At 59.2% G+C, this 21,747-nt stretch carries 22 protein-coding genes and 1 pseudogene; 11 read left to right on the top strand and 12 right to left on the bottom strand.

Features of this window, described 5'->3' with window-relative positions; translation table 11 throughout:
• Positions 1-70 precede the first annotated feature (70 nt).
• The 5 genes and pseudogenes from AB4N76_RS27755 to AB4N76_RS27735 all read left to right on the top strand — a co-directional run bounded on the left by AB4N76_RS27755 (position 71) and on the right by AB4N76_RS27735 (position 7,388).
• Positions 71-1,463, top strand: a pseudogene (locus tag AB4N76_RS27755) (GntP family permease).
• A 7-nt stretch (positions 1,464-1,470) separates the two neighbouring features.
• The gene (hbdH, locus tag AB4N76_RS27750; protein WP_077430237.1) at positions 1,471-2,244 is read left to right on the top strand and encodes a 3-hydroxybutyrate dehydrogenase; all 774 of its coding nucleotides are present in this window, start codon (positions 1,471-1,473) and stop codon (positions 2,242-2,244) included.
• Between the two features lie 122 nt (positions 2,245-2,366).
• Positions 2,367-4,322 (top strand): acetoacetate--CoA ligase, encoded by a 1,956-nt coding sequence (locus AB4N76_RS27745; RefSeq protein ID WP_460163816.1) that lies wholly within the window; start codon positions 2,367-2,369, stop codon positions 4,320-4,322.
• Positions 4,323-4,509: 187 nt separating this feature from the next.
• A complete protein-coding gene (locus AB4N76_RS27740; protein WP_460163815.1) occupies positions 4,510-7,047 on the top strand; it encodes a PAS domain-containing hybrid sensor histidine kinase/response regulator in 2,538 nt (845 codons plus the stop codon).
• A gap of 65 nt (positions 7,048-7,112) precedes the next feature.
• Positions 7,113-7,388: a peptidylprolyl isomerase gene (locus AB4N76_RS27735; protein WP_007898282.1), complete on the top strand. Its 276-nt coding sequence runs from the start codon at positions 7,113-7,115 to the stop codon at positions 7,386-7,388.
• A gap of 122 nt (positions 7,389-7,510) precedes the next feature.
• Here the strand turns inward: AB4N76_RS27735 and AB4N76_RS27730 are convergent, their stop codons facing one another.
• The 10 genes from AB4N76_RS27730 to AB4N76_RS27685 all read right to left on the bottom strand — a co-directional run bounded on the left by AB4N76_RS27730 (position 7,511) and on the right by AB4N76_RS27685 (position 15,143).
• Entirely contained in the window at positions 7,511-8,443 is a 933-nt protein-coding gene (locus AB4N76_RS27730; protein ID WP_077430240.1) for a sugar kinase, read from the bottom strand.
• A gap of 131 nt (positions 8,444-8,574) precedes the next feature.
• Positions 8,575-9,792, bottom strand: coding sequence for an amino acid deaminase (locus AB4N76_RS27725; protein ID WP_046027433.1), 1,218 nt, complete (start codon positions 9,790-9,792; stop codon positions 8,575-8,577).
• A gap of 39 nt (positions 9,793-9,831) precedes the next feature.
• Positions 9,832-10,596 carry an IclR family transcriptional regulator gene (locus AB4N76_RS27720; RefSeq protein WP_077430241.1) on the bottom strand — a complete coding sequence of 255 codons (765 nt, stop codon included), beginning with the start codon at positions 10,594-10,596 and terminating at the stop codon, positions 9,832-9,834.
• 157 nt (positions 10,597-10,753) lie between these two features.
• Positions 10,754-11,143, bottom strand: a complete 390-nt coding sequence (locus AB4N76_RS27715; RefSeq protein ID WP_046027435.1) for a RidA family protein — start codon at positions 11,141-11,143, stop codon at positions 10,754-10,756.
• 43 nt (positions 11,144-11,186) lie between these two features.
• Positions 11,187-11,978: an amino acid ABC transporter ATP-binding protein gene (locus tag AB4N76_RS27710; protein ID WP_077430242.1), complete on the bottom strand. Its 792-nt coding sequence runs from the start codon at positions 11,976-11,978 to the stop codon at positions 11,187-11,189.
• The gene (locus tag AB4N76_RS27705) at positions 11,975-12,637 is read right to left on the bottom strand and encodes an amino acid ABC transporter permease (RefSeq protein ID WP_046027437.1); all 663 of its coding nucleotides are present in this window, start codon (positions 12,635-12,637) and stop codon (positions 11,975-11,977) included. The genes AB4N76_RS27710 and AB4N76_RS27705 overlap by 4 nt, the downstream gene beginning before the upstream one ends.
• Positions 12,638-12,645: 8 nt before the next feature.
• Entirely contained in the window at positions 12,646-13,308 is a 663-nt protein-coding gene (locus tag AB4N76_RS27700; protein WP_008015908.1) for an amino acid ABC transporter permease, read from the bottom strand.
• A gap of 52 nt (positions 13,309-13,360) precedes the next feature.
• Complete coding sequence (locus tag AB4N76_RS27695) at positions 13,361-14,209, bottom strand: transporter substrate-binding domain-containing protein (protein WP_046027438.1); 849 nt, start codon at positions 14,207-14,209, stop codon at positions 13,361-13,363.
• Positions 14,210-14,623: 414 nt separating this feature from the next.
• Positions 14,624-14,905, bottom strand: a complete 282-nt coding sequence (locus tag AB4N76_RS27690) for a type II toxin-antitoxin system RelE family toxin (protein WP_077430244.1) — start codon at positions 14,903-14,905, stop codon at positions 14,624-14,626.
• Positions 14,895-15,143 (bottom strand): type II toxin-antitoxin system Phd/YefM family antitoxin, encoded by a 249-nt coding sequence (locus tag AB4N76_RS27685; protein ID WP_046027440.1) that lies wholly within the window; start codon positions 15,141-15,143, stop codon positions 14,895-14,897. The genes AB4N76_RS27690 and AB4N76_RS27685 overlap by 11 nt, the downstream gene beginning before the upstream one ends.
• 332 nt (positions 15,144-15,475) lie before the next feature.
• On the opposite strand from AB4N76_RS27685, the gene AB4N76_RS27680 reads away from it, so the two are divergent.
• Positions 15,476-15,919 (top strand): thioredoxin family protein, encoded by a 444-nt coding sequence (locus AB4N76_RS27680; RefSeq protein ID WP_046027441.1) that lies wholly within the window; start codon positions 15,476-15,478, stop codon positions 15,917-15,919.
• Positions 15,920-15,985: 66 nt separating this feature from the next.
• Here AB4N76_RS27680 and AB4N76_RS27675 read toward each other — a convergent pair whose 3' ends face one another.
• Positions 15,986-16,852, bottom strand: a complete 867-nt coding sequence (locus AB4N76_RS27675; protein ID WP_077430245.1) for a LysR family transcriptional regulator — start codon at positions 16,850-16,852, stop codon at positions 15,986-15,988.
• A gap of 103 nt (positions 16,853-16,955) precedes the next feature.
• Between AB4N76_RS27675 and AB4N76_RS27670 the strand changes: the two genes are divergently transcribed.
• Positions 16,956-18,545, top strand: coding sequence for an MFS transporter (locus AB4N76_RS27670; RefSeq protein ID WP_460163814.1), 1,590 nt, complete (start codon positions 16,956-16,958; stop codon positions 18,543-18,545).
• Positions 18,546-18,564: 19 nt separating this feature from the next.
• Positions 18,565-18,822, top strand: coding sequence for a DUF2790 domain-containing protein (locus AB4N76_RS27665; RefSeq protein WP_046027444.1), 258 nt, complete (start codon positions 18,565-18,567; stop codon positions 18,820-18,822).
• Here the strand turns inward: AB4N76_RS27665 and AB4N76_RS27660 are convergent.
• Positions 18,813-19,223, bottom strand: coding sequence for a MerR family transcriptional regulator (locus AB4N76_RS27660; protein ID WP_046027445.1), 411 nt, complete (start codon positions 19,221-19,223; stop codon positions 18,813-18,815). The two genes, AB4N76_RS27665 and AB4N76_RS27660, sit on opposite strands and share 10 nt — an antisense overlap.
• Before the next feature lie 77 nt (positions 19,224-19,300).
• On the opposite strand from AB4N76_RS27660, the gene AB4N76_RS27655 reads away from it, so the two are divergent.
• From AB4N76_RS27655 to AB4N76_RS27645, 3 genes are all read left to right on the top strand, one after another.
• Positions 19,301-20,524, top strand: coding sequence for an NADH:flavin oxidoreductase/NADH oxidase family protein (locus tag AB4N76_RS27655; protein WP_077430248.1), 1,224 nt, complete (start codon positions 19,301-19,303; stop codon positions 20,522-20,524).
• Positions 20,525-20,652: 128 nt separating this feature from the next.
• Positions 20,653-21,114: an MBL fold metallo-hydrolase gene (locus AB4N76_RS27650; protein ID WP_460164650.1), complete on the top strand. Its 462-nt coding sequence runs from the start codon at positions 20,653-20,655 to the stop codon at positions 21,112-21,114.
• On the top strand, positions 21,021-21,707 hold the full coding sequence (locus AB4N76_RS27645; RefSeq protein WP_460163813.1) for a ComEC/Rec2 family competence protein: 687 nt from the start codon (positions 21,021-21,023) through the stop codon (positions 21,705-21,707). The genes AB4N76_RS27650 and AB4N76_RS27645 overlap by 94 nt, the downstream gene beginning before the upstream one ends.
• Positions 21,708-21,747: the final 40 nt, after the last annotated feature.

The raw sequence follows: 21,747 nt of genomic DNA, 5'->3' as shown, positions 1-21,747 counted from the left end.
CACGAATCTCGCTATAGGCCTTTTCCACAACAGATCTACCCTACAAAAATAACAATCCAGGAGACACACCATGAGTGTGATCATTGCCTTGGCAGCGCTCGCGCTGTTGATGCTGGCTGCTTACCGTGGCTATAGCGTTATCCTTTTTGCCCCGATTGCCGCCCTCGGCGCCGTCCTGCTCACTGACCCTTCCGCCGTCGCCCCAGCCTTTACCGGGGTGTTCATGGAGAAAATGGTCGGCTTCATCAAGCTGTATTTCCCGGTGTTCCTGCTCGGCGCGGTGTTCGGCAAACTGATCGAGTTGTCCGGCTTCTCGCGCTCCATCGTCGCCGCTGCTATTCGCCTGCTCGGCACGCGCCAGGCGATGCTGGTGATTGTGCTGGTCTGCGCCCTGCTGACATACGGCGGCGTGTCGCTGTTTGTGGTGGTCTTCGCGGTGTATCCGTTTGCCGCCGAAATGTTCCGCCAGAGCAACATCCCCAAGCGTTTGATCCCGGCAACCATCGCCCTCGGCGCGTTCTCGTTCACCATGGACGCCCTGCCCGGTACCCCGCAAATACAGAACATCATCCCCAGCACCTTCTTCAACACGACCGCGTGGGCGGCGCCGTGGTTGGGTGTGATCGGCGCGATCTTCGTGTTCTGCGCGCGGCATGCTGTTTCTTCAGCGCCAGCGCAACAAGGCTCAGCTTGCCGGTGAAGGTTATGGCACCGAACTGCGCAACGAGCCGGAAACTGCTGCCGACATCAAGCTGCCCAACCCGTGGATCGCCCTGTCGCCGCTACTGGCCGTCGGCATCATGAACCTGCTGTTTACCCAGTGGATTCCGCAGTGGTACGGCAAGACCCACAGCCTCGCGCTGCCGGGTATGACGGCGCCGGTCACCACCGATATCGCCAAGCTCACCGCGATTTGGGCGGTTCAGGCAGCCTTGCTGGTCGGCATCATCATGGTGCTGGTGTTCGGCTTCCAGGCGATTCGCGGCAAGTTGGCTGAAGGCAGCCGAAGTGCAGTCAGCGGTTCATTGCTCGCGGCGATGAACACCGCTTCGGAATACGGCTTCGGCGCGGTGATCGCCTCGTTGCCAGGCTTCCTGGTGCTGGCCGACTGGCTCAAGAGCATCCCCAACCCGCTGGTCAATGAAGCGATTACCGTGACCTTGCTGGCCGGCATCACCGGTTCTGCGTCGGGCGGCATGAGCATTGCGCTGGCGGCCATGGCCAATGACTTCATCGCCGCTGCCCATGCAGCCAACATTCCGCTGGAAGTGCTGCACCGTGTGGCCGCGATGGCCAGTGGCGGCATGGACACCTTGCCGCACAACGGCGCCGTGATCACGTTGCTGGCGGTCACCGGCCTGACGCATCGCGAGGCCTACAAAGACATTTTCTGTATTACGCTGATCAAGACCCTGGCGGTCTTCGTGGTCATCGGCACTTTCTACGCCACTGGCATTGTGTGAGGTATTCATGACGACTCTTACAGGCAAAACCGCGCTGGTCACCGGTTCTACCAGCGGCATCGGCCTGGGCATCGCGCTCAGTCTGGCCAAGGCTGGCGCGAACGTGGTGCTCAATGGTTTCGGCGACGCCTCCAAGGTGATTGCCGAAGTCCAGCAGTTCGGCGGCAAGGTCGGTCATCATCCGGCCGACGTCAGCGACCCGGCGCAGATTGCCGACATGGTCGCTTATGCCGACCGTGAGTTCGGTGGCATCGACATTCTGGTCAACAACGCTGGCATCCAGCATGTGGCGCCGGTGGAAGAGTTCCCGGTGGAGCGCTGGGATTCGATTATCGCGATCAACCTGTCGTCGGTGTTTCACAGCACCCGCCTGTGCCTGCCGCGCATGCGGGCCAAGAATTGGGGGCGGATCATCAACATCGCCTCGGTGCATGGCCAGGTCGGATCGACGGGCAAGGCTGCCTACGTCGCCGCCAAGCATGGAGTGATCGGCTTGACCAAAGTGGTCGGCCTGGAAACCGCGACGACCCACGTCACCTGTAACGCGATTTGCCCGGGATGGGTGCTGACGCCGTTGGTGCAGAAGCAGATTGATGACCGCGCCGCGACCGGAATTGATCCGCAGCAGGCGCAGCATGATTTACTGGCCGAGAAGCAGCCGTCGCTGGAGTTCGTGACGCCGCCGCAACTGGGTGAACTGGTGCTGTTTTTGTGCAGCGAAGCCGGCAGCCAGGTACGTGGCGCGGCGTGGAATATTGATGGCGGGTGGTTGGCGCAGTAACCCACCAGTGGACCGCGTTATCGTTCTTCGCGGGCAAGCCACGCTCCCACATTAGATCGCGTTCCCTGTGGGAGCGTGGCTTGCCCGCGATTGGATCTGAAGCTAGAACAAGAGGCCAAGCCATGTCCGACATCCTCTGGCAACCCAGCGCCGAGCGAATCGCCAAGACGCGCATGGACGCCTTTCGGCGTTCCATCAGTCAGCGACACCACATCCATATCGATGACTACCCCGCCCTGCACCAATGGTCCATTGATCATCGCGAAGATTTCTGGCAAGCCATCGTCGATTACTTCGACATCGATTTTCACGACCAGCCGGATGCGGTGTTGGTCGAGGGCGCGCAAATGCCCAGCGCCCAGTGGTTCCCCGGCGCCACTCTGAATTTTGCCGAACACCTGCTGCGCCGTCGCGACGATGCCATCGCGGTGATTGCCATTGGCGAGAATGGCCAGCGCGAACACCTGACATGGGCGGAACTGGCCGAGCACGTTGCCGGGTTCCAACACAGCCTGATCGCTGCGGGTGTCGGCCTCGGTGATCGCGTAGCGGCGTGCATGCCCAACACCTGGCAAACGCTGGTGGCCATGCTCGGCACCACGAGCCTGGGGGCGATCTGGTCCTGTTCGTCGCCGGATTTTGGCACCCAGGGCGTGATCGACCGTTTCGGCCAGATCGAACCGAAAGTACTGGTCACCTGCGCCGGTTACCACTATGCCGGCAAGGACATCGACCAGACCGGCAAAATCAATGAAATCCTGGAACGCCTGCCGTCGTTGCAGCAGTTGATCGTGGTGCCTTTTGCAAAGCCGCAGGCACACATCGTGGACTTCCACACCCCGGCCAATGTCACGCTCTGGGAGGATTTCTACGACGTCGGCGGTGAACCGGATTTCGTCCCCGTCCCCTTCGCTCATCCGCTGTACATCCTCTATTCCAGCGGCACCACTGGCGTGCCGAAATGCATCGTCCACAGCACCGGTGGCGTATTGCTGCAACACGTCAAGGAACATGGATTGCATTGTGATCTGGGCGCCGGCGACCGTCTGTTCTACTACACCACTTGCGGCTGGATGATGTGGAACTGGCTGGTCTCGGCGCTGGCGGTGGGTAGCGCCGTTGTCCTGTACGACGGTTCACCCTTCCATCCGGACCCGCAACGCTTGATCGACCTGATCGATGACGAGCGCATCAGCGTCTTCGGCACCAGCCCCAAGTACCTGGCAACCCTGGAAAGCAACGGCGTCAAACCGCGCGAAAGTCACGCGCTGAGCAGCCTGAAAACCCTGCTCTGCACCGGCTCCGCGCTATCACCGCAGAGTTACGATTACGTCTATCGCGACTTCAAGACTGACCTGTGCCTGGCCTCGATGTCCGGTGGTACCGACATCGTTTCGTGCTTCGTGAACAGCAATCCGTTTCAACCGGTATGCCGTGGCGAGATTCAGGGCAAAAGCCTGGGCATGGCGGTCGAAGTCTGGAACGACGACGGCAAGCCTGTGATTGGCGAAAAAGGTGAACTGGTGTGCACCCGGCACTTTCCGGCGATGCCCATCGGTTTCTGGAATGACCCGCAGCAGGAGAAGCTTCACACCTCGTATTTCAGCCAGTTCCCGGGTGTCTGGGCCCAAGGCGATTACGCCGAACAACTGCCGCACGGCGCGATGATGATCCATGGCCGTTCGGATGCGGTGCTTAACCCTGGCGGCGTGCGCATCGGTACGGCGGAGATTTACCGTCAGGTGGAAAAAGTCCCGCAAGTGCTGGACAGCGTGGCCATTGGTCAACAATGGCAGGGAGACGTGCGGGTGGTGCTGTTTGTGCGATTGCGCGACGGTGTCGAACTCGATGAAGCCTTGCAGCAGCAGATCTGCCAGATGATCCGCGCCAACACCACGCCGCGGCATGTGCCAGCGAAGATCGTCGCGGTCACCGATATTCCACGAACCATCAGCGGCAAGGTCGTCGAGTTGGCGGTACGCAATGTGGTGCATGGGCAAAAGGTCAAAAACACCGATGCACTGGCCAATCCCGAGGCGCTGGAACAGTTCCGAAACCGCCCCGAACTGCAGGATTGAAAATGTTTCCCTGTGGGTCAGCGTCATTACAGTTGGCCCGCGGGGCTGACAGCGCATCGATTTCCATGGCAAAAAGCGCCCGCAAAGCATTCAATGCAAAAATAATGACCCCAAACGGGCCATCCAGCGTCTACCCCTCTACGAGAAAGTAGACGCCGCCACACCGGCTTAAACGCAGGACGACTTGATGAACGCATTCCCCATCGGCAGCGATGCCCAGGCCTTGATTGCCAGGCTGGACTGGACACGCACCCCATTGGGCGCGGCCGGCACCTGGCCACAGAGCCTGCGCACCGCCGTGGATATCGTGATCCACTCACCGATGCCAATGCTGTTGCTGTGGGGTCCGCAACTGACACAGATTTACAACGATGGCTTCGCCCTCCTCGCCGGCAGCAAGCATCCACACGCTTTCGGACAGCCGACGCATCAAATCTGGCCAGATCTCCAGGACTTTGCCGACCCGATTTACAGCGCTGTCCTACAGGGCCAGGTACGCACCTACAGCGAACAGCGCTTTACCTTGCAGCGTGACGGTGCGGATTCCGACTTCTGGCTGGATTTGACCTACAGCCCGATCCGCGATGAAAGCGCCGAGGTCGCCGGAATCCTGGTCACCGCCATTGAAACCAACGAACGCCGCCGCATCGCCCTGGAACTGGAGCAGCGCTCGGCCGCGAGCCTCAAGGCCCAGCGCGAAACCGAGCAACGCCTGCAACTGGCCTTGGCGGCCACCGACGCGGTCGGCACCTGGGACTGGGACATCGGTGAAGACCGTTTCCTCGCCGATGCCCATTTCGCCCAACTGCACGGCGTCAACCCGGAACTGGCCGGGCAGTTACCCATCAGCGAGTACTTGCACGGCGTGCACCCCGAAGACCGGGCGATGATCGCGCGCAGCATCAAGCACTGCATCACCCATGGCACCGAGTACGCCGAGGAGTATCGCCTGCTGCAACCCGACGGCCAGTTGCGCTGGGTGTTTGCCCGGGGTCGTTGCTATAAGGATCACCATGGCCGGCCGATGCGTTTTCTCGGGGCGGCGCTGGACCTTACCGAGCGCAAACACACCGAACAGGCGCTGCGCCAAAGCCAGACCGAGCTGCAACTGATCATCAATGCCATGCCGATCCTGATCAGCTACGTCGACAGTGAAGAGCGTTTTCGCCTGAACAATTCCGCCTACCTGGACTGGTACGGCCTGACGCCCCAAGAGCTCTTTGGCAAAACCATTCGTGAAGTGCTGGGTGACGAGGCCTATGCGTTGCGCGCCGAATACATCGGCGAAGCCCTGAAGGGCAAGCCCTGCAGTTTCAGTATCAGCACGCCACACCGTGACGGCAGCCTGCGCCAGGCGCTGATGAATTACCTGCCGCGCCACGGTGCGGACGGCGCGGTGAATGGTTTCTACATTTTTGTAATCGACGAAACCGAGCGCAAGCAGACCGAGGAAGCCTTGCGCAACCTCAACGAAACCCTGGAAGAGCGCGTCGCCGCCCGCACACAGCAGTTGGCCGAAGCCAACCAGCGTCTGCAGAACGAGATGGTCGAACGCGAGCGTGCCGAGGACGCCTTGCGTCATGCACAGAAAATGGAGGCCGTCGGCCAACTCACCGGCGGTATCGCCCATGACTTCAACAACATGCTCACCGGGATCATTGGCAGTCTCGACCTGATGCAGCGCTACATCGCCGACGGGCGTACTGCCGAGATTGGCCGTTTTACCGAAGCCGCCGTGTCCTCGGCCAACCGCGCCGCCGCGCTGACCCATCGCCTGCTGGCGTTCTCCCGTCGCCAGTCACTGGATCGCAAGCCGCTCAATGCCAACGAGCTGGTGCGTTCGCTGGAGGATTTGCTCAGCCGGACCAAGGGCGACCACATCGAGCTCAAACTGCAACTGGCCGATGAAGTCTGGTCGATCAGCACCGACGTCAGCCAACTGGAAAATGCCCTGCTCAACCTGGTGATCAACGCCCGCGATGCGATGCCCGGTGGCGGCGAACTGCTGATCGAAACGGCGAATGTTTACCTCGACGGCAGCGACATCACCACGGTGGAACCGGTCAAGGCCGGGGACTACGTGATGATCGCCGTCAGCGACAACGGCACCGGCATGACGCCGTCGGTATTGGCCAAGGCGTTCGACCCGTTCTTCACCACCAAGCCCATCGGCCAGGGCACCGGCCTGGGGTTGTCGATGATTTACGGCTTCGCCCAGCAATCGGGCGGGCATGTCAGCCTGTTCAGCTTGCCGGGCCAGGGCACCAGCGTGCGCCTGTATTTGCCACGCCTGCACGCCATGGAACCGCAGGACGTGCTGACGCCGGTGACGGGCGAGGCACCCGCAGCGATTGCCGGGGAAACCGTGGTGTTGGTGGAAGATGATCCGGCGGTGCGCATGCTGGTGCTCGATCTGCTCAAGGAGCTGGGTTACCACGCTTACGAAGCCGAAGATGCGACAACGGCCCTGCCCTTGCTGGAATCTGATTTGCGCGTCGACCTGCTGGTGACCGATGTCGGGCTGCCGGGCATGAACGGACGGCAGCTGGCAGAGATCGCCCGCCAGCATCGCCCGGGACTGAAAGTGCTGTTCATGACCGGTTACGCGGAAACAGCCGCCGAACGCCAGGGGTTCCTCGAAGAAGGCATGGACATGGTCGCCAAGCCTTTTTCCATTGATCTGCTGGCCAACAAGATTCGCACGATGATCGGCCAACCGGACTGAGTTAAGGCATAATCGCGCGCCCCGCTGGTACCAACATAGCCACCACCGTTGCAAGGTATGCCCCAATGAAAGCTCAAGCCCGCCATATTCTGGTGAAAACCTCGGAAGAAGCCGAGCAGCTCAAACAACGCATCGCCAAGGGCGAAGCCTTCGATGTGCTGGCCAAAAAGTACTCCACCTGCCCGTCCGGCAAGCGCGGCGGCGACCTGGGTGAAGTTCGGCCGGGGCAGATGGTCGGGGTCATTGATGCGGTGATTTTCAAGAAACCGCTGCGGGTGGTGCATGGGCCAATCAAGAGCAAGTTCGGGTATCACCTGGTGCAGGTGTTTTACCGGGATTGATCGGTTGGCTGTTGGGCCCCATCGCGGGCAAGCCCGCTCCCACAGGTTTTGTGAACACCGAAGATCCACTGTCGGAGCGAGCCTGCTCGCGAACCGATGGCGCAGCCAGTGGCCATCCACCGCTATCTTGGGATCAACGCTCCCGGCACCTGAATCACCCGGCTCGCCAGTCGATGCCCCGCCTCCGCCGCCTCCGCCGGGCTCCCGCCCTTGAGTCGGCTGGCCAGATACGCCGCACTGAACGAATCCCCCGCCGCCGTGGTGTCTACAACGCGCTCGACCTTCTGCGCCGGCACCTCGAACATCTCGCCGTCGCAACGAATCAAACAAGCCTCGGCGCCACGCTTGAGCACCACTTCCGGCGTACCGATCTGCTCGTAAGCCTCGAACACCGCCTCGCCGCTGGAGAAATGAAACAGCGCCTGCTCGTCCTCAAGGGTCAGCAACGCCAGGTCCACATACGGCAAAACACTGCGATACGCCGCGCGAGCTTCTTCGACTGAAGTCCACAGCCGTGGCCGATAATTGTTGTCGAAGACGATCCGCGCATCTCGTTGACGGGCTTCAATCAACGTTTCCAGCAACTTTTCCCGACCTTGCACACCGAGCACCGCCAGGGTAATGCCGCTGAAATACAGCACGTCGTAATCCGGCAGTGCCGCCAGGATCGGCGCGGCCGCTGGCGTGGTGAAGCAATCGCGCACGGCGGCTTCGTTGCGCCAGTAGAGGAAACGGCGCTCACCGGCGGCATCGGTCTGGATGCAATACAAACCGGGCAAGCGACCGGGCAAACGCTGGACCATGCCCAAGCCGATGTCTTCGCTGGCCCAGTGCTGGCACATCGCATCGCTGAAACTGTCGTCGCCCAGGGCCGTGACGTAGTCGACGATACCGCGCTCGCCCAGTTCACGGGCCAGGTAGACGGCGGTGTTCAGGGTATCGCCGCCGAAGCTTTGTTGGAGGCTGCCGTCGGCGCGATGTTGCAGCTCGATCATGCATTCGCCGATCAGGGCGATGCGTGGGGCATCTGGCCCCAGGGTGTTGATGGTGTGCATTGTGTGGGGTCTCTGGTGTTTCTTTGTTGTCTGGGCGGGCCTCATCGCGAGCAAGCTCCGCTCCTACAGGGATCGTCTAACCCCTGTAGGAGCCGGGCTTGCCCGCGATTGCCGCACCTCGGTATCAAGCCTTAGAAACAGGTTTCCATGGTTTCGATGACATTCAGCTGTTCATCCACCAGACACCCGGTACGCCACTTGTCGAACGTCAGGCACGGGTGCGAGGTGCCGAACGAAATGATGTCGCCCACCCGCAATTCAACCCCCGGCGCGACGGTCATGAACGCGTGTTGATCCATCACCGCTGTCACCTTGCAGGCGCTGACGTCATCGCCGTTGGCCGGGATCACCCCGGCCTTGTAACGCAGCAGCGGCACCGGCAAACCGGCGTCATAGGCCACATCGCGCTTGCCCAGGGCAATCACCGCAAAACCCGGCTCCGGCATCGACTGCACGTGCGCCCAGACTTCCAGTGCCGGGCGCAGGCCTTCGTGCAGGTCGCTGCGACGGTCGAGCACGCAGCACTGCGCTTCTTTGTAGATGCCATGATCGTGCGCCACGTAGCTGCCGGGACGCAGCACGCTGAGGAAACGGCCCGCGGCGTTCTGCGCTTCGAAAGACTCAGCGATCAAGTCGTACCAGGCCGAGCCCGACGCGGTGATGATCGGCTTGTCGATGGCAAACGCGCCGCTGTCCTGCAACTGCACCGCCAAACGCACCAGAGAGGCGGCGAAATCACGAATGCCGGTGACCGCATGATCACCATGGATCACGCCTTCGTAGCCTTCGATACCGGTCAGTGCCAACGCCGGTTGTGCGTTGATCGCTTTGGCCAGTGCGAGAACTTCGTCTTCCGTGCGGCAACCGCAACGACCACCCACCACGCCGTATTCGATCATCACGTTCAGGCGCACACCGCGCGAGGCGAAGAACGCCCCGAGGTCGGCGACGTTGTCCGGGTGATCGACCATGCAATGGAAATCAAAGGTCGGGTCTGCCAGCAGATCGGCGATCAGCGCCATGTTCGGCGTGCCCACCAACTGGTTGGCCATCAGCACCCGACGCACACCGTGGGCGTAAGCCGCGCGAGTTTGCGTAGCGCTCGCCAGGGTGATGCCCCAGGCACCGGCGTCCAGTTGGCGGCGAAACAGTGCCGGGGTCATGCTGGTTTTGCCGTGAGGCGCGAGTTCGGCACCGCTGTTGCTGACAAACGTCTGCATCCACCGAATGTTGTGCTCCAGCGCTTCGCGGTGCAGCACCAGCGCCGGCAGGCTGACGTCGCGTACCAGATTGGCGCCGGCCTGGGCAAAGCCCTTTTCCACGGCGGCAGTATTTTGGGCAGTAGACATGGTCGAACTCCTCACATTCGCGGCCGCAGGCAGCCGCTGTTATTCGTTGATACGCCGGGCCAGGCTGTTGGCGCTGTCGATCAGCACCTGGCGATAAGCGTCGTAATTGTTCTTGGCATCGTCCCGTGGAGCGACGATGCACAAGGTCGCGATGGCAACGCCGGTCGGGTCTTTGACCGGAGCGGCGAAGCAGTGGGTAAAGGTGTCGGCGACACTATCGAAAGAGAAGAAGCCCTCGATACCGGCCTGACGGATCTCCTGGAGAAACTGCTCCAGCGCCAGACGCTCGCCGTTGGGCAGGATGAAGTCGTCGTGGTCGATCAAGTCGACGATTTCCTGGTCACTCAAGTGCGTCAGCAGAAGGCGCCCGGACGCCGTCCACGGAATCGGCGCGTTCTCGCCGATGTCCGAAGAAATGCGGAAATGCCGCTCGCCTTCCTTCATCAGTGCCACCGTGTATTTGCGCCCGTTGAGCAGGCACATCTGGGCGGTTTCATGGGTCTGGCTGACGATCTCCTGCAAGGCATGATCAGCCTCGCGGGTCAGGTCGAAATGACGCAAATGCGCCTGCCCCAGGAAGTACAGCTGACGGCCGAGGTAAACGTGACCGTCCTTGCCCACGGCCTCCAGAACCCGACGTTCCAGCAGCGAGGCCACCAGTTCGTAGACCGTGGATTTCGGACTGCCGATGCCGCTGGCGATTTCGTTCGGGCGCAGGGGTTTGCCGATTTCCTTGAGGAAGTCGAGGATATCGAACGCCCGGTCCAGCCCACGTGCCCGGCGCTTGATGGTGTCTTCGGTCATGTCAGTGGTTCCCATTCAAATTCGCCGGGGAGTTTACCCAGAGTCCCGCGGTGACCGTTAGGCCGCCATCGCTGGCAAGCCAGCTCCCACAGGGATTGTGTGAACACTGGAGATCCAATGTGGGAGCGTGGCTTGCCCGCGATGAAGTCACCTCGGTTCAGGCCTTTTTCTTGTACGCGATGCAGTCGATCTCAACCTTGCAGTCGACCATCATGTTCGCCTGCACACACGCGCGCGCCGGGGCGTGCTCGGGGCTGAAGTACTCGGAAAACACTTTGTTGAAGCTCCAGAAATCCCGTGGGTCTTCCAGCCATACGCCCGTGCGCACCACGTCTTCCAGGCCATAACCGGCCTCTTCGAGAATCGCGATCAGGTTTTTCATGGTCTGGTGAGTCTGCTCGACAATGCCACCCACAATGATTTCGCCATCCAGCGCCGGCACCTGGCCAGACACATGCAGCCAGCCATCGGCTTCAACGGCGCGTGCAAAAGGACGGGGCTGGCCGCCACCGGCGGTGCTGCCGGTGCCGTAACGAGTAATGCTCATGAGTGTTTCTCCTGATTGAGAAGTGAAAATGCTTCTGAAAAAATCAGAAGCGCGTGTTCTTGAGAAATTCCGCCAGTCGCGGTGATTGCGGACGTTCGAACAGCTCCTTGGGTGGCCCCTGCTCTTCAATGCGCCCCTGATTCATGAAAACGATCTTGTCCGAAACTTCGAACGCAAAACGCATTTCGTGGGTGACCAGCAACATGGTCATGCCTTCGTCGGCCAGGCCCTTGATCACGTTCAGCACCTCGCCTACCAGCTCAGGGTCGAGCGCCGAGGTGACTTCATCAAACAGCATCAGGCTCGGGTTCATCGCAATCGCCCGGGCAATCGCCACGCGCTGTTGCTGACCGCCGGACAACTGACCGGGATAGTGATCACGGCGCTCCAGCAAACCGACGCGCTCCAGCCATTTTTCCGCCAGCGCGACCGCTTCGTCCTTGTGGAGCTTCTTGACCTTGAGCAAACCCAGCGTGACGTTTTGCAACGCGGTGAGGTGCGGGAACAGGTTGAACTGCTGGAACGCCATGCCGGTCATCGCACGATGACGGGCGATGACTTTTTCCGGGTGGCGCACACGCTTGCCGTTGACCTCGTCATAGCCGATGGACTCGCCATCGAGCATGATCTGCCCGCCCTGAAACTCTTCGAGCATGTTCACGCAACGCAACAGTGTGGTTTTGCCCGAGCCGCTGGAGCCGATCAGTGTGACGACGTTGCCGCGCTGCATGCTCAGGTCTACGCCCTTGAGCACTTCGAGCTTGCCGTACTGTTTGTGCAGCCCGCGAATGTCCAGCAGGGCCTGACCGTTTTGCATGTTGGAAGTTTGAGTCATGGCAAGGCCACCCGCTTTTCAATGTGCCGGCCGAGTAATTCGATGCCGTAGTTGATGACGAAAAACAGAAATCCGGCGAACAGGTAAAACTCCAGGGTCATGAAGGTCCGGGCGATGATCTGCTGCGTGCTGAGCAGCAACTCGGCCACACCGATCACCGACAACAGGGTCGACGCCTTGACGATCTCGGTCGATGAGTTGACCCAGGTCGGCAGGATTTGCCGCAGCGCCTGAGGCAACAGCACATACCCGAGGGCCTGATAAAACGTCAGGCCGATGGCTTTGCTCGCTTCCATCTGCCCGCTGGGTAATGCTTGCAACGCACCGCGCACGATTTCGGCGACGTGGGAGCCGCAAAACAGCGTCAGACCCAAGGCACCGGCCTGAAACGCGCTGATCTGCCAACCCAGTGCCGGCGCCATGTAGAAGCAGGCCAGCACCAACACAAATACCGGCGTCCCGCGAATCAGGTCGACATAAAAACGAAACGGCGCGCGCATCCAGAACTTGCCGTAGGTCAGCACCAGGCCGGCGACAATGCCGACCATCGTACCCAGCAAAATGGCCAGTGCCGACACCTGCACGCTGGTCAAAAAGCCTTGCCACAACACTTCGCGGGCCACCCATAACTCATGCAACCAACTGGGGGATTCGTACATGGGGCCTCCTATCGGCGGATCGCCAGACGCTGTTCGAGGTAACGCAGCATCATGGCAATGAGGTAGCAGGCCGCAACATAGAGCGCCGTGGTCACCAGCCAGGTTTCAATCACCCGGTAGCTCTCGACATTGATCTTGCGCGCGTAATAGGTCAGCTCCGGCACCGCAATCGCAGCGGCCAGCGAAGTGTCCTTGAACAGCGAAATGAAGTTGTTCGACAAGGCTGGCAGCACATTGCGCAACATCACCGGAACGGTGACGTACGCCTTGACCTGCCACTCGCCCAGGCCAATGGCCAACCCGGCTTCGCGCTGCCCCTTGGGAATGCTCAACAAGCCGCCCCGGAACACTTCGGTCAGATACGCCCCGGCATACAGCGACAGCGTGATGATGAACGACGGGATCTTGTCCAGGCGAATGCCCAGGCTCGGCAAGGCAAAGTAGATCAACAGAATCAATACCAGAATCGGTGTATTGCGGATCACCGTCACATACACCGACGCCAGCACCCGCAATGCGCGGTGCTTCGAAAGCAAAGCAAACGCCATCATCAGGCCGATCACGCAGCCGATGGCGATCGACACCAGTGCCAGTTCGAGGCCCAGACCGAGCCCCGCCAGCAAGGTGTCGAAATCGCGCCACACGGCGGCAAAATTCAACTGATAGTTCATGGTCAGCAGTACCTTGAGCGGGGCGCGTTACAGGCGCCCCGCTCTCACGGGATCATTTGAATTCGACAGGGAAACCGATGGCCGGCGACGGCAGGTCGACACCGAACCACTGTTTGAACGACGCCGCGTAGGTCGGGAACTCCACGCCGGTCATGGCTTCATGCAAGGTGGTGTTGACGAAGTTCAGCCAGTCCTGATCGCCACGTTTGACTGCGCAGGCGTAGGTTTGCGGGCTCCAGGCGTAAGTCGGGCTGCGATAGCGGCCAGGGTTCTGCACCATCAGGTATTTGACCGACGACTGATCGGTGGCGGCGGCATCGGCACGGCCTGAGTTCACGGCCTGGTACATCAAATCCACACTGTCGTACTGATCGACCTTGGCCTTGGGCAGTGCCTGGTGCACCAACTCCTCGGCGTACACGTTCTGCAACACCGCCACGGTCACGCTGTCGCCAGCGGCCTTGAGGTCTTCGATTTCCTTGTACTTGCTGTTCGCCGGCAACAGCAGGCCGACGCCTTCACGGTAATACGGCAGGGTGAATGCCACCTGTTGCGCACGACTGGCGGTCACGGTGATGAACTGGCAACTGATGTCGACCTTGTCGGTGAGCAGATTGGGAATCCGCGCATCGGACGACTGCACCACGAACTCGACCTTGGTCGGGTCGTTGAACAACCCCTTGGCAATCATCCGCCCGATATCGATATCGAACCCCTGCAACTTGCCATCCGCTCCCTGGAAGTGCCACGGCGCATTGGTGCTGCCCGTGCCCACAATCAATTTCCCGCGGGCCAGCACGCTATCGAGCTTGCTGTCTGCTGCCTGGGCCATGCCCATGACAGAGGCAGACGCGGCGAAAAGAAAAACACACGCTTTAAACAAGGAAGGTCGGCGATGCATGGCAAGCACTCCAGGGTGATGTTTATTCCGCTATACCGGACACGAGTATGTAACAGCGGAATAGACAGCAGAAAGTGTGCCACAGGTTGTGGAGGGAATGTTGGGGAGATTGAAAAGTGTTTTGAATCAAATGGATGTGCGAAAGCACGGCAAGAGTGTTACGGAACGCACGATCAAGGGAGCGCTACCGTTGGCCACAGTTGGCGGGTATCTGGTTCACATCTGGGATGTCGATGAGCCAAGACGGTGCTGACTAATAATGCATTCTTTCTTGGAGGAATCGAGAAGGGCAAAGTATTGCGTGCCCTACACTCCACATTTTCTTCCACGATCAATCAGGGCATCTGGCATCTACGAGTACAGCGTCTCCGTCGGCGCACATTCCTTTCGGAATAAGCCTTCAGACAGCTCCCGTCAGCGATCGCCTGCATTTTTGTAAACATCGCCCCGTTCTCGTTTCCCCACGGCGATGACAGTCACTATCAACACCTCGTCCTTCACTCGATAAACCATCCTGTATCCAGCACCACGTAGCTTGATCTTGTAAGCATTTCCAAGCCCGCTTAGCCGGTCTGCGGGAACATGCGGATTAAGCAGTCGCTCCTGAAGCTTCCTTTTGAATTGCTCCCTTAGGTTGCCCCCCAGCTTTTGCCATTCTTTCCACGCTTTTTCAGAGAATTCCAGCTCATAGGTCATCAATTGAAACCTTTATGGTGGGATCGTTCTCTCGTTCTTTGCAAAGAGCGATTAACTCCAAATCTTCCAAACGACTCATCATCGCTTCGTACTCCTTGGCGGGAACGCAATAGAAAGCCGGCTCATTACGGTTGAGGATCGCAACAGATAAACCACCACCGGCAGCAACCGTACCCATCGGGTTTTTTTTCAGCTCGGAGATGCTCGCCACGACTTGCGAAAGCACGATATGTGTCATGAATTTGTTCCTATGAGTGCTTTTAGAGACGCTAAAAATAGCACTCTAAAGCGCATCTGAGTTCCATCCTTTTGAGAGAAATTTCACGCCCCCAAGGCAAGGGTGTCTCATTACAGATCCTGAACAGTGCTTGTTCTCGATTGCACAAAAAGTATCACGTCATACGCATCTGGATTTCTGAGATCTCCGTCGGGAGAATCGTGTAATACCGTGCGCAACTTCCGAGACAACGTAAGAAGTTTCCCACCTGTAATTTCTGACAGTAGACGCACCTCATTCCCCTCCTTTACCGTCGACAAACCCTCGATGGTCGTTGTGAAAAGGAGATTTCAATGAGCTCGACAAACCACCTGACCTCGCTGGCCCCGGTGTATCGCAAGGCACTGAAAACCTGGCGTCCTGTGATCCTGTATTTCGGCAACGAACACTGCCCGGCCTGCGAATGGGCGGAACCGATCTTTCGCCAGGTTGCCGAGCGCTATCGCCATCACGCGAATATCTACGTGTTGAACACCAGCGAATCACCTCGGCATCCGAACGTTACGGGTACGCCGACGGTGCTGTTTTTCAAGGACGGGAGATTGAGGAAGAAACTCAAGGGCATTGGCTCTCAGGAGACCCTGGAGCAGGATTTCGCCCACCACGTCGGCAGGCTCAGGCCGCGATATGTGCGCCAGGCGCCGAGTCACGATCTAGCATGGTTGCGCCAGACGTTGCGCAGATTGTGTACCGTGCCTCGGGCCTTTGAGCGGTTGAATCGTCGAGCCGGGTGTTAAGGCTTGGCAATAGTGGTGTTTGACAGGACGCTATCGCGTGCAAGCTTGCTCGCGAAATTGTCGTGCTCAGGAATGTTTGACCTGCTCGATGTACCTCACCACCGCCGCCGATTTCTCGAAGCGACGATAAATCAGCGACAGCCAGGACGTCGCTTCACAGCCGCTGATCTTGCGATACAGGACGCCGGGCAAACCGACGTGGCCGACCACCGATTCCGGCACGACTGCCACGCCCTGCCCCAACGACACCAAGGCAATCACGGCCACCAACCCGCCCGGTTGCGCCCCCAGGGTCGGCGAAAAGCCGCCTTGGGCGGCCACTTGCAAGGTGCCGCTGATTTGTTCCGGCAGGATGAACGTCTCGTTTTGCAAATGTTGCGGGCCGATGTCCGGCAAACGGCACAGCCAGGACTCGGCCGAGACCGCGAGCACAAAACCTTCTGCGTCGAGGCGGATCTCGTCCAGTCCTTCCGGCAGCGTCATCGGCGAACGGACGTAGCCCATGTCAAATCGACCATCGAGCACCATGGCCGGCAACGTGGCCATGGAGCTTTCCCGCACATTCAGACTCACGTCGGGGCATTCGCGGCTGAAGGCTTGCACCTGTTTTTGCAGCACGCCGCCGAACACCGCCGAGGCCACGTAACCCAGTTCGATATGACCAATGTCGCCACGCCCAGCCCGCTGTGCGTTGCGCTGTGCACATTCGAATTGGCGCACGGTGGCTTCGGCCTCGATCACCAGCGCCGCGCCCGCCTCGGTCAGCTTCACGTCACGCTGCTGGCGCAAGAACAACCGAGCCCCCAGTTCGCTTTCCATGTCCTGGATCTGTCGGCTCAAGGTCGGCGGCGCGATGCCCAAATGTTCGGCGGCGCGGGTGAAATTGCGCTGCCGGGCAACGGCCAGAAAATAGCGAAAATGGCGAATTTCCATTAGTGCGTTAGCCCAAAGGTAATAAATTGACGGTCCATGCCTAACAAAGCAAGCCCCTGCTGGCGATAAGCTGCATGGCCCCTCACAGTAAAGAGCTCCGGTCATGCCCGTCAAACCCAAGGTCAGCCCGCGACTGACGTTACTCACAGCCTCAGGTGTCTGCTCGCTGATCGTGCTGGACACCAACATCGTCGCGGTCACGTTGCCGACCATCGCACGGGACCTCGGCGCAAACTTTGCCGACATCGAATGGGTCGTCAGCGCCTACATGCTGGCGTTCGCCGCCCTGCTACTGCCCGCGGGCAGCATTGCCGACCGCTTTGGCCGGCAGAAAACCCTGCTCTGGGGCCTGGGCATTTTCATTCTTGCGTCCCTCGGGTGCGGTGCGGCGCCCAACGCGTTGTTCCTCGATATTGCGCGGGCGATCAAGGGGGTCGGCGCGGCACTGTTGTTGACCTCGGCACTGGCCTCCATTGGCCACACCTTTCACGATGAAGTCGAGCGGGCCAAAGCCTGGGCGTTCTGGGGGGCGTGCATGGGGGTGGCGATGACCGCGGCGCCGACGGTCGGCGGGCTGATCACCGAATACATCGGCTGGCGCTGGATTTTTTACCTCAACCTGCCCATTGGCGTGTTCTTGATGGTCATGGTCTGGCGCACCGTACCGGAATCCAGAGACGCCCAATCCGCACGCCTCGATCCCTGGGGCAGCCTGGCATTCAGTGCAAGTTTGTTGTGCCTGATCTGGGGGTTGATCGAGGCTAACCGGATTGGCTGGAACAACCCGACCACTTACGTCCGGCTCATCGGCGGCGCGTTATTGTTGGGGCTGTTCGTGGTGATTGAGCGGATGCAACAGCGGCCGATGGTCGACCTGCAATTGTTCAAGCATCCGCGTTTTATCGGCGCACTGCTCGGCATGTTTGCCTACGCCGGTTGCGCTCAAGTGATGATGACCTTGCTGCCGTTTTACCTGCAAAACGGCTTGGGCTTTTCGGCGATTGCGTCGGGGCTGGGGATGCTGCCGTTTGCGTTGACCATGCTGATCTGCCCACGCATCGGCGCGCGACTGGCCGGCCGTTTTTCGCCTGCCACCTTGATGGCGGCCGGGTTGACGCTCGTCGGCAGCGGCAACTTGCTCAGTGCCTGGGCGGTCAGCAGCGGCGGCTACCTGCCCTTTGCCCTGGCGATTGCCGTGACCGGCGCGGGTGCCGGGCTGCTCAATGGCGACACGCAAAAGAACATCATGGCGTGCGTACCCCGCGAGCGCACCGGCATGGCGTCGGGCATGAGCACCACCATGCGTTTCAGCGCCATCGTGCTGGCCATCGGTGTCTACGGCGCGCTGCTCTCCAGTCATACCGAACTGTTGTTGCGCGACAGCCTTTCCACTCAAGGCGTGGTGTGGCTCAGCCAGGCACAAGGCATTGCTTCGCGGGTAGTTGCCGGTGACATGGCGGCGGCCATGAACCTGCTACCGCAAACTGCACGCTCAGTGGTCGAGCCATTGGCGCGTCAGGCCTTTGTCGGCGGCTTCAGTCTGTTGCTCTGCGTCGCCGGGCTGGTGGCGTTGCTGTGTGCCTTGGTGGTGGGCACGCTGATGCGCAATCCGATTCCGGTGCAAAAACTTCTCCCTGAGCCTGGAATAAACCCGTACGGGGTTCGTCGTACTGCCACTGAAATTGATCAGTAGCCACTACGAGAGCCCCATCATGAAAAGCCTTCTGTCCGCGCTGTGTCTGATTGCCCTGAGCGGCACTGCCGCCGCTGCTTCTGCCGACAACGCCAGCCCCTCGAACGTCGAGGACTACAGCTATTCGAAATCGCTGAACATTGCCAGGGTCATCAACATCACCAACGGCGATTATTGCGGCATCGGCCCACGGGAGATGACCTATGTCGACACCACGGGCGCCACTCATGTCCTGCGCTACCAGGCTTACGGTGATTCATGCATCGATCAGAACTGATGCTTGAGCGACGCCAGCACCCTCTCGGCATTCGCATCACAGGCTATCCCTTCGGGTCGCACTTCGATGCTTTCGATCACCCCCAGCAACTTCGCCTTGCTCTGGGCCAGGTGAAGTTGCATTTCTTCGATCTGCTCGACTTTTCGCACAAGCCCCGCCACCAGTTCATCGCGCTTGAACTCGCCCGTTACGGTGTCAGGTAATAACTGCTTCAGCTCTTCGAGGCTGAACCCCGCCTGTTGGGCACACTGAATAATCATCAGTGTTTGCAGGGCCTGCTCTGAGTATCGCCGGTAGCCATTGGCCGAGCGCGCCACCTGACTGATCAACCCTTGAGCTTCGTAAAACCGGATTCGCGAAGCGTTCAAGCCGCTTAACTGCGCCAATTCACCAATTTTCATCACGGCCTCATTTGCCTGCTTGACATTAAAGTTAACTTTAAGCTTAGCCTCTACGCTTCACTGATGAGGAGTCAAGCATGTCGCCCTTCCAAGCGTTAAATCTACCCAACGGCCAGACCGTCGGTAATCGTATCGCCAAAGCCGCGATGGAAGAAAACCTCGCCGATACCGGCCAAGGGCCGTCACGCGCCTTGTTTCAGCTGTATCAGGCCTGGGCCGAGGGCGAAGCCGGCCTGTTGCTGACTGGCAATGTCATGATCGATCGCCGCGCCATGACCGGCCCCGGTGGCGTGGTGCTGGAAGACGAACGGCATATCGAACAGTTCCGTCAGTGGGCAACCATTGGCCGGGCCGGTGGTGCGCATTTCTGGGTGCAATTGAACCATCCCGGCCGCCAGACCATGGCCAACCTCGGCCAACAAGCCTTGGCGCCGTCGGCGGTGGCGCTGGACCTGGGGGGCTTTTCGAAGATGTTTGCCGAGCCCAAACCCATGTCCGAGGCCAATATAAGCGAGGTGATCACCCGCTTCGCCACCAGCGCAGCTCTCGCCGAAAAGGCCGGGTTCACTGGCGTGCAGATCCATGCGGCGCACGGTTACCTGCTCAGCCAGTTCCTCTCGCCGCTGACCAATCAGCGGACCGACCGTTGGGGCGGATCACTGGAAAATCGCGCGCGTTTGCTGCTGGACGTGGTCCGCGCCGTTCGCGAGGCGGTATCGCCGCAGTTTTGTGTGGCAGTGAAACTCAATTCCGCCGACTTCCAGCGTGGCGGTTTTGATGCCGACGATGCCCGTCAGGTGATCCGGTGGCTCAATGAGCAACGCATCGACCTGCTGGAACTCTCCGGCGGCAGCTACGAAGCCCCCGCGATGCAAGGTGAAGCCCGCGACGGCCGGACCTTGGCGCGCGAAGCCTACTTTCTGGAAATGGCCGGTGAACTGGCCAGTGTGGCGAACATGCCGGTGATGGTAACCGGTGGCATCCGGCGTCTGGCTATCGTGGAGCAGGTGCTCGACAGCGGCATCGCCATGGCCGGCATTGGCACGGCGATGGCCGTCGAACCGCAATTGGTCAAACAGTGGCGCCAAGGTCAGAACAGTCACCCGCAGTTGCCGCCGATCCGCTGGAAACGCAAACCATTGGCCGCGCTGGCGAACATGGCGGTGGTGAAGTTTCAGCTCAAGCGACTCAGCCGCGGGCGTAAGCCTCAGCCGCAGGTATCGGCGCTGTGGGCATTGATTCTTGACCAGTTGTACATCAGCCGACGGACTCGCCAGTATCGTCAGGCGATGAGTAAGTAACCTGAGCTAGACACGATGATGGCATATTAGTATCGTCTCTCTGCCCGCCCGGGACGATACTTTGCACTCCCAATATCGCAATCCGGAAGACGAGGCGCATCATTTGCCATGGAAGCCGAGTGTTCACAATGCTAACTGTAATAAACGTAGGTCAAGGCGACGCCTTTATTCTGAATCCAGGACAAGGTTGTGATTTAAGCGATCCACCGCTTCTAATAGACACAGGTCCCGCCAAGGCGAATATTGAAAACATACTGAGCCCAGGTATTTATCGGTTACTAATCACCCACTCACACGAAGATCATATCGGTGGGGTTCCGCGACTATTAAAGTCAAAAAAAATAGAAATTTCCCACACTTATATCCCCTACTATCTTCCTGAAATAACAAAAATATACGGCTATCTAAAAAAACACACCACTGAAAAACTTAAACAGCCGAACTGGAAGTTGATCAGCACCTTGCACCCGCAGTTGGTCGCACAGGGAGATACTTTGTGCACCCACGCAACAATATTGAACCCCCTCGCCACCCCGAAAAAATTTTCGACGACTTCCCAACCTCCGAAACGTCCATCGAACAAGCGCTGACTATACTTTCGGAATATGGAATAGAGCTTCCGAGAGAAGAAATAATTAACTATGTCTCACCACTGGTTTTGCAACGCCACATCGAAAGCCAATTGGAGTATGGGTTCTTTGCGCGAAAATTCGTGCATTTATTTTTCATCACGCTCAGTGAGTCACTCGCCGGTGCCTCAAAAAACAATATAGATTACTACGTCTCCCGGCACGTAAAGTTGAACTCCAACCGAGCCAGCATTGTATTCAAACACCAGCACGACAGCGGCGACTGGTTATTTACAGGTGATGCAGACAACTCGGTATTTGAACGGCTGATCGAAGAAAAAACCGACATATCTGCGAGATTTCTAAAAGTCCCACATCATGGCAGTAGAGAAAATATTTCCAACAACGCAATGCTCGCCATTAAACCTGATCATGCAATTATCAGCCATAACAACCGAAAGTTCGGCACTTCGAATGACCCACACCCACACAACGAAGTAATTGATTTGCTCGATCGACACCGAGTTAATTGCTACTACACTAACGAAGTAGTAAAAAAAATCCGTAACCATCAAAACCCAAGCTACCGGTTCCATTTTGGATGGGCTGATTAACTTTATTTAGATCTGCGAGTCCCCACACCACTGATCGCCC

It is taken from the genome of Pseudomonas sp. S2_F03, assembly GCF_054668335.1.
This window is presented reverse-complemented; position numbering and strand designations above follow the sequence as displayed.